The 6,168-nt window shown below is 67.4% G+C and carries 9 protein-coding genes; 5 read left to right on the top strand and 4 right to left on the bottom strand.

What is annotated here, in order from left to right:
• Together ACFDS3_RS09920 and ACFDS3_RS09915 are read right to left on the bottom strand one after the other, a co-directional pair.
• A partial coding sequence (locus tag ACFDS3_RS09920) for a hypothetical protein (RefSeq protein WP_375262193.1) occupies positions 1-180 on the bottom strand: 180 nt, incomplete at its 3' end.
• A gap of 65 nt (positions 181-245) precedes the next feature.
• Positions 246-944, bottom strand: coding sequence for a corrinoid protein (locus ACFDS3_RS09915; protein ID WP_375262192.1), 699 nt, complete (start codon positions 942-944; stop codon positions 246-248).
• A gap of 174 nt (positions 945-1,118) precedes the next feature.
• Between ACFDS3_RS09915 and ACFDS3_RS09910 the strand changes: the two genes are divergently transcribed.
• Positions 1,119-2,195 (top strand): PA0069 family radical SAM protein, encoded by a 1,077-nt coding sequence (locus ACFDS3_RS09910; RefSeq protein WP_375262204.1) that lies wholly within the window; start codon positions 1,119-1,121, stop codon positions 2,193-2,195.
• A gap of 39 nt (positions 2,196-2,234) precedes the next feature.
• Here the strand turns inward: ACFDS3_RS09910 and bmt are convergent, their stop codons facing one another.
• The gene (bmt, locus tag ACFDS3_RS09905) at positions 2,235-3,248 is read right to left on the bottom strand and encodes a betaine--homocysteine S-methyltransferase (protein ID WP_375262191.1); all 1,014 of its coding nucleotides are present in this window, start codon (positions 3,246-3,248) and stop codon (positions 2,235-2,237) included.
• Between the two features lie 103 nt (positions 3,249-3,351).
• Positions 3,352-3,672, bottom strand: coding sequence for an ATPase inhibitor subunit zeta (locus tag ACFDS3_RS09900; protein WP_375262190.1), 321 nt, complete (start codon positions 3,670-3,672; stop codon positions 3,352-3,354).
• Positions 3,673-3,783: 111 nt separating this feature from the next.
• On the opposite strand from ACFDS3_RS09900, the gene purC reads away from it, so the two are divergent.
• The 4 genes from purC to purQ all read left to right on the top strand — a co-directional run bounded on the left by purC (position 3,784) and on the right by purQ (position 6,097).
• Entirely contained in the window at positions 3,784-4,545 is a 762-nt protein-coding gene (gene purC / locus ACFDS3_RS09895) for a phosphoribosylaminoimidazolesuccinocarboxamide synthase (RefSeq protein WP_375262189.1), read from the top strand.
• Between the two features lie 123 nt (positions 4,546-4,668).
• Positions 4,669-4,896: a phosphoribosylformylglycinamidine synthase subunit PurS gene (gene purS / locus ACFDS3_RS09890; RefSeq protein ID WP_375262188.1), complete on the top strand. Its 228-nt coding sequence runs from the start codon at positions 4,669-4,671 to the stop codon at positions 4,894-4,896.
• Entirely contained in the window at positions 4,896-5,432 is a 537-nt protein-coding gene (locus tag ACFDS3_RS09885; protein ID WP_375262187.1) for a hypothetical protein, read from the top strand. Before purS ends, ACFDS3_RS09885 begins: the two co-directional genes overlap by 1 nt.
• Positions 5,429-6,097, top strand: coding sequence for a phosphoribosylformylglycinamidine synthase subunit PurQ (gene purQ / locus ACFDS3_RS09880; protein WP_375262186.1), 669 nt, complete (start codon positions 5,429-5,431; stop codon positions 6,095-6,097). Before ACFDS3_RS09885 ends, purQ begins: the two co-directional genes overlap by 4 nt.
• Positions 6,098-6,168: the final 71 nt, after the last annotated feature.

Below are 6,168 nucleotides of genomic sequence, written 5' to 3'. Positions count from 1 at the left end.
CCGCGGGCCGCGTCGTGACGTGATGAGGCGAACGAGGCCCCAAGCCAACAATGCAGGCAGCGCAAGGGCGCCGAAACCCGCGCCGCCGAACGTGCCGGTGGCGGCCGATGCGATCCAGACGGTGACGCCGGCGGCAAGGATCACGAGGACGAGGATGAGCGCGAAGATGCGACGAGGCATGGTCTTTCCTTTTCCGCTCATATGGGGTCGGCCCACGGCGCCCGAAAGGCCGTCCCCCTGGCGCGTCAGGCGTTCACCCGGTTGTGCCGTCGCTGGATGAACTCCTTGGCCGTATCGACCGCCACCGCAGCGTCGCGGCAATAGGCGTCGGCGCCGATGGCCTTGCCGAACTCTTCGTTCAGGGGGGCGCCGCCGACGAGGACGATGTAGTCGTCGCGGATACCCTTTTCCTTCATCGCGTCGATGACGGTCTTCATGTAGGGCATCGTCGTCGTCAGCAGGGCGGACATGCCGAGGATGTCCGCCTGCTCGGCTTCGAGCGCATCAAGGTACTTCTCGACGGGATTGTTGATGCCAAGGTCGACGACCTCGAACCCGGCGCCTTCCATCATCATCCCGACGAGGTTCTTGCCGATGTCGTGGATGTCGCCCTTGACGGTGCCGATGACCATCTTGCCCATCTTCGGCGCCCCCGTCTCGACCAGCAGGGGCTTGAGGATGGCCATGCCCGCCTTCATGGCGTTCGCGGCCAAAAGCACTTCGGGGACGAACAGGATGCCGTCGCGGAAGTCCTTGCCCACGATGGTCATGCCGGCCACGAGTGCTTCGGTGAGGATGCGGTACGGCCCCCAGCCGCGCTCCAGCAGGATGTTCACGCCCTCGACGATCTCGTCCTTGAGACCGTCGTAGAGGTCGTCCATCATCTGCTCGACGAGTTCCTCGTCGCTCAGCTCGGACAGGATGATGTCGTCTTCGTCGGCCATGTGTCACGTGCCTCGCTGTTTTCCAGCCACCTGCGCCCAGGTGGAGGCAAAGGTCTGATCGGATTGCGACAGGACGTGCGCCTTTGACGACCTTCCGTCAAATGCGGATGTTGCATCATGATCGTGAGGTTGGCGGGGCTTTCCTGTGTTCGTGGTACGTTCTATGTAACGGGTATGGTCAAAACGCCACCGCCCCGCGTCCGGACCCGCGCCCGCGGCACGGATGCCAACCCCGAGACCCGGTTCGACGCCCATGCGCGCGAGGCGGTGGACGACGGCTGGACGCCCGACGAGCCTCCGCTCGCCCGGACTGAGGTGCGTGACGAGGCGGTAAAGGCGATCATCGCACGCAACACGTCGCCCGATATCGGGTTCGACCGGTCGATCAATCCGTACCGGGGCTGCGAGCATGGCTGCATCTATTGTTTCGCGCGGCCCTCGCACGGGTATCTGGGCCTGTCGCCGGGTCTCGATTTCGAGACGAAGCTGATCGCGCGTCCGGGTGCGGCGGCTGCGTTGGAAAAGCAGTTGCGCGCCAAGAGTTACCGTTGCGACGTGATCGCGCTGGGGACGAACACCGACCCATACCAGCCGATCGAGCGCGAGCGGCGGATCATGCGCGGGGTGCTCGAGGTGCTCCAGCGCTTCCGCCATCCGCTGACCATCGCGACCAAGGGGGCGATGGTCGAGCGCGATGTGGACATCCTGGGCGAGATGAGCGGCGCCGGGCTGGCGCGCGTGGGGATCAGCGTGACGACGTTGGATGCGGGGATCGCGCGGACGATGGAGCCGCGCGTGCCCTCGCCTGCGCGGCGGCTGAAGGCGATCGAGACGCTGGCCAAGGCGGGGGTCGAGGTGCGGGTTATGGTGTCCCCGGTCGTGCCGGGGCTGACGGATCACGAGATCGACGCAATCCTGTCCTCAGCCCGCGATGCCGGAGCGGTCGCCGCGTCCTGGGTCATGCTGCGGTTGCCCTACGAAGTGTCGGGCCTGTTCGAGGACTGGCTCGACCGCAATGCGCCGGGGCGGAAGGCCAAAGTGCTGGCGCGGCTGCGCGAGATGCATGGCGGAGAACTGTATTCCGCCGATTGGGGCCGCCGGATGCGGGGCGAGGGGCTTTATGCCGAGCTGACGGCCAGGCGGTTCGACCTGGCGGCGCGGCGGCTGGGGCTGGATGCCAAGCTGCCGCCGCTCAGGCGCGACCTGTTCGAGGTGCCGCTGGGGGACGAGCGGCAGCTGTCGCTGTTCTGACGGCTGCGGAAGTGGGACGGCCGGTCGCCCGGCAGGCCATCAGCCGCGACGGCGGCCGCGGCGCTCGCGCTTGAGGGGGGCGCCGTCGCCGGTGCCGTCGGAGGCCGACGAATAGCCACCGAGCTTCGCCTCGATCTCTTCCAGTGAGGGCTTGCCGCCCTTGGGACGCGTCTCGAGCGCCTCGCGCATGGCGCGCAGGTGCTGGGGCGTGGTGCCGCAGCAGCCGCCGATGATGCGCGCGCCGCAGTCGCGGGCAAGGGCGGCGTAATCGGCCATCACCTCGGGCGTGCCGTCATAGTGGATGTGGCCCTCGACGTATTTCGGGATGCCGGCATTGCCCTTGGCGATCACGGGGCGGGAGGGGCCGGCCTCGGTCAGGCCCAGAACGGTGCGCAAGAGGTCCGAGGCGCCGACGCCGCAATTGGCGCCGAAGGCGACGGGGTGGGGATCGAGCTTGCCCACGAGCTTGACCATGTCGGCAGAGGTCGTGCCCATCATCGTGCGCCCGGCGGTGTCGAAGGACATGGTCCCGCACCACGGCATGCCGACGCGCGCCGCAGCCTCGGCGGCGGCCTTGTATTCTTCGGGGGCCGAGATCGTCTCGACCCACAGCACGTCGGCGCCGCCCTCCTTGAGGGCCTGCGCCTGCTCTTCGAACATCTCGACCGCGATCTCGTGGGTCAGGGCGCCCAGGGGGGCCATGACCTCGCCCGTGGGGCCCATCGAGCCCGCGACGATTACCTTGCGGGACTGCTTGTCGGCGACCTCGCGGCCCAGCTCGGCGCCGGCACGGTTCAATTCGGCGACGCGGTGCTGGGCGTTGTGCAGCTTGAGCCGCGAGGCGTTGCCGCCGAAGGTGTTGGTCAGGAACAGGTCCGAGCCGGCCTCGACCGGGCCGAGGTAGAGGGCGCGGATGTTGTCCGGCTGCTCGACATTCCACATCTCGGGCGAGTCGCCCGAGCTCAGGCCCATGTTGAACAGGTTGGTGCCCGTCGCGCCGTCGGCGAGGATCCAGTCGCGGGCGGCGAGCATGTCGGTCAGGGCGTCGGGCATCGGGCGTCTCCGGTCAAAGGGCGTGGCGCGTCCTTTGCAGATCGCGCGGGGCAGGGCAAATGACGATCGCGCATGATGATGTGCGCCGGACGCGGGATTGAGGTCAGCTTCGCGAGGCTTCTGCCTCTGCCTCGGCGGCGGCTTCGCCGGCGTAGTCTTCGAGGCGCCGTCCAAGGTCCACGGGGTCGGCGCCCGTCTCGGCCGCGACGGCGCGCAGGAATGCGGCCTCGCCCTCGGGTGCGAAGCCGGCCTTGAGCAGGCGGCGCACGGTGCCCCGAGTGTCTTCGGCGGGTTCATCCGAGGCTGCGATGGCCCATTCGGCAAGCCGGCGCTGCGCGCGAGCGCGGATGGAAAGGCGGATGTCGGCCTCGCGTGCCCAAGGCTCTCCCAATGCCTGAAAACGGTCGTCCAAGAGGGAAGTCATCGTGGGTCTCCTGCCGGTCGGATGCCCGCCAGCCGCTGTGGGGGCGCCGTTCTTGCCGCATGGCGGCGATTGCCATATAGGCGGGGCCTGTCACCGCGAAAGGTTTTTCTCATGGCGCGCCGCAAGAAGATCTACGAAGGCAAGGCCAAGATCCTCTACGAGGGCCCCGAGCCGGGGACCATCGTGCAGTATTTCAAGGATGATGCCACCGCGTTCAACGCCGAGAAGAAGGCGACGATCGAAGGCAAGGGGGTCCTGAACAACCGCCTGAGCGAGTTCTTCATGAAGGGCCTCGCGCAGATCGGCGTGCCGACGCACTTCATCAAGCGGCTGAACATGCGCGAGCAGCTTTGCCGCCAGGTCGAGATCATTCCGCTGGAGGTCATCGTGCGCAACTTCGCCGCCGGATCGCTGTCGACGCGCCTCGGCATGGCGGAAGGCACGGCGCTGCCTCGGCCGATCGTGGAATTCTGCCTCAAGGACGACAAGCTGGGCGACCCGTTCGTGTCGGAAGAGCACATCATGGCCTTCGGCTGGGCCACCCAGCAGGACCTGGACGACATGGTTGCGCTGGCGCTGCGGGTGAATGACTTCATGTCGGGCGTGATGCTGGCCGTCGGCATCAAGCTGGTCGACTTCAAGATCGAGATCGGTCGCGTCTGGGACAACGACTACCAGCGCCTTGTCGTGGCGGACGAGATCAGCCCCGACAGCTGCCGCCTGTGGGACATGGAAACGGGTCGCAAGCTCGACAAGGACGTGTTCCGCCGCGACTTGGGCAACCTTGCCGACGCCTATACCGAGGTTGCGCGCCGTCTGGGCGTGCTGCCGTCGAACGTGACGCACGCGTCGAAGCCGACGCTGATCAACTGACGCCGTGGCGCCGGGTGGCGCCACGCGAATTGCGGAAGACAGGAACAGGGGGCGTCGGCGGTTGTCGGCGCCCCCGCTTCGCGCTATCCGCGCGGGAAATGCCAAGCGCCGGAGGGTAGGGTCATGAAGACACGGGTCCACGTGATGCTGAAGGACGGGGTGCTCGACCCCCAGGGCGAGGCGATCCGCCATGCGCTCGGCGCCATGGGCTTCGACAGCGTCGAGGGCGTCCGCCAGGGCAAGGTGATCGAGTTGGAGCTGGCCGACGGCACCTCGCAGGACGAGGTCACCCAGATGTGCGAGCGGCTTTTGGCGAACACCGTGATCGAGAGCTACAGGATCGAGATGTGATGCGCATCGCCATCGATATCGACGAGGTCCTGGGCGACACGCACACCGCGAAATACGCGCTGTTCTCGGCCCGCGGCTTCTCACCGTCGGACGATGAGCTGACCGGCCGCGAACTGGCCGACATCGCCCCGGCCGAGGTTGCGGCCGCGATCGAGCTGGAACTGCACAAGGGCTTCTTCTTCGCCGGGATCGAGCCGATGGAGGGGGCCGTTGAGGCCGTGAAGCAGCTGGCCGAGCGGCACGAGATCTTCGTTGCGACGGCGGCGATGGATTACCCGGCCTCGGTCCCGCACAAGGTTGCCTGGCTGGCGCGACACTTTCCGTTCATCGACCCGCAGAACTACGTGTTCTGTGGTGACAAGAGCATTTTGCGGGCCGACATCCTGATCGACGACTCGCCCCGCCATTTCGACGGGTTCGGGGGGCAGGGGGTCTGCTTCAGAGCGCTGCACAACCACAGTGCGGACGTGTCCATCTGCCTGGACCGCTGGGCGGATGCGCCCGCGCTGATCGCTGAACTGGAGGGTCGTGCATGAAGGCTGCCGTCATCGTCTTTCCCGGGTCGAACTGCGACCGGGACCTCGCGCGAGCCTTCGAGGCCGCGGGTTTCGAAACCGCAATGGTCTGGCACAAGGACGCGACCCTGCCCGAGGGCGTGGACATCATGGGCGTGCCGGGCGGATTTTCGTACGGGGACTACCTGCGGTCGGGCGCGATCGCGGCGCAGTCGCCGATCTGCCGGGCCGTCGCCGACCACGCGGTGCGGGGCGGCTACGTACTGGGCATCTGCAACGGCTTCCAGGTCCTGACCGAGATGCAGCTTCTGCCGGGCGCGCTGATGCGCAACCAGCGGATCAAGTACATCTGCCGCACCGTCCCCCTGATCGTGGGCGAGTCCGAGAGCGTCTTTACCGCCGGTTACCGGGCGGGGCAGGAAATACGCATCCCGATTGCCCACCACGACGGCAATTACACCGCCGATCCGGCCGAGCTGGAGAAGCTGCGCGGCGAGGGGCGGGTGGCCTTCACCTATGCCGAGAACCCCAACGGCTCGCGCCACGACATCGCCGGCATCGTCAGCGAGAACGGCCGCGTGCTGGGAATGATGCCGCACCCCGAACGCGCAGCGGACCCGGCGCTCGGGAACACCGACGGGCGCGCGCTGTTCGCGGGGCTCGTGGACGCGCTTGCCGCCGCGTGAGGTTGTGAGAGCGCCCGGCGCGTTGTAACCACGGCGGATGGACGGGGTCTCAGATATCATCGCCCGGCGCG

Source organism: Palleronia sp., assembly GCF_042089775.1.
In the GTDB taxonomy this organism is placed as follows: Bacteria; Pseudomonadota; Alphaproteobacteria; order Rhodobacterales; family Rhodobacteraceae; genus Palleronia.
Note: the sequence above shows the minus strand (reverse complement) of the source record. Positions and strands in the feature narration are given on the sequence as shown.

Bases quoted from the DNA above. Each gene is read 5' to 3' on its own strand.
- ACFDS3_RS09910 (WP_375262204.1), top strand. From the start codon at position 1,119: ATGGTCAAAACGCCACCGCCCCGCGTCCGGACCCGCGCCCGCGGCACG.
- bmt (WP_375262191.1), bottom strand. From the start codon at position 3,248: ATGCCCGACGCCCTGACCGACATGCTCGCCGCCCGCGACTGGATCCTC.
- ACFDS3_RS09885 (WP_375262187.1), top strand. From the start codon at position 4,896: ATGCGCATCGCCATCGATATCGACGAGGTCCTGGGCGACACGCACACC.
- purQ (WP_375262186.1), top strand. From the start codon at position 5,429: ATGAAGGCTGCCGTCATCGTCTTTCCCGGGTCGAACTGCGACCGGGAC.
- ACFDS3_RS09900 (WP_375262190.1), bottom strand. From the start codon at position 3,672: ATGACTTCCCTCTTGGACGACCGTTTTCAGGCATTGGGAGAGCCTTGG.
- ACFDS3_RS09915 (WP_375262192.1), bottom strand. From the start codon at position 944: ATGGCCGACGAAGACGACATCATCCTGTCCGAGCTGAGCGACGAGGAA.
- purC (WP_375262189.1), top strand. From the start codon at position 3,784: ATGGCGCGCCGCAAGAAGATCTACGAAGGCAAGGCCAAGATCCTCTAC.
- purS (WP_375262188.1), top strand. From the start codon at position 4,669: ATGAAGACACGGGTCCACGTGATGCTGAAGGACGGGGTGCTCGACCCC.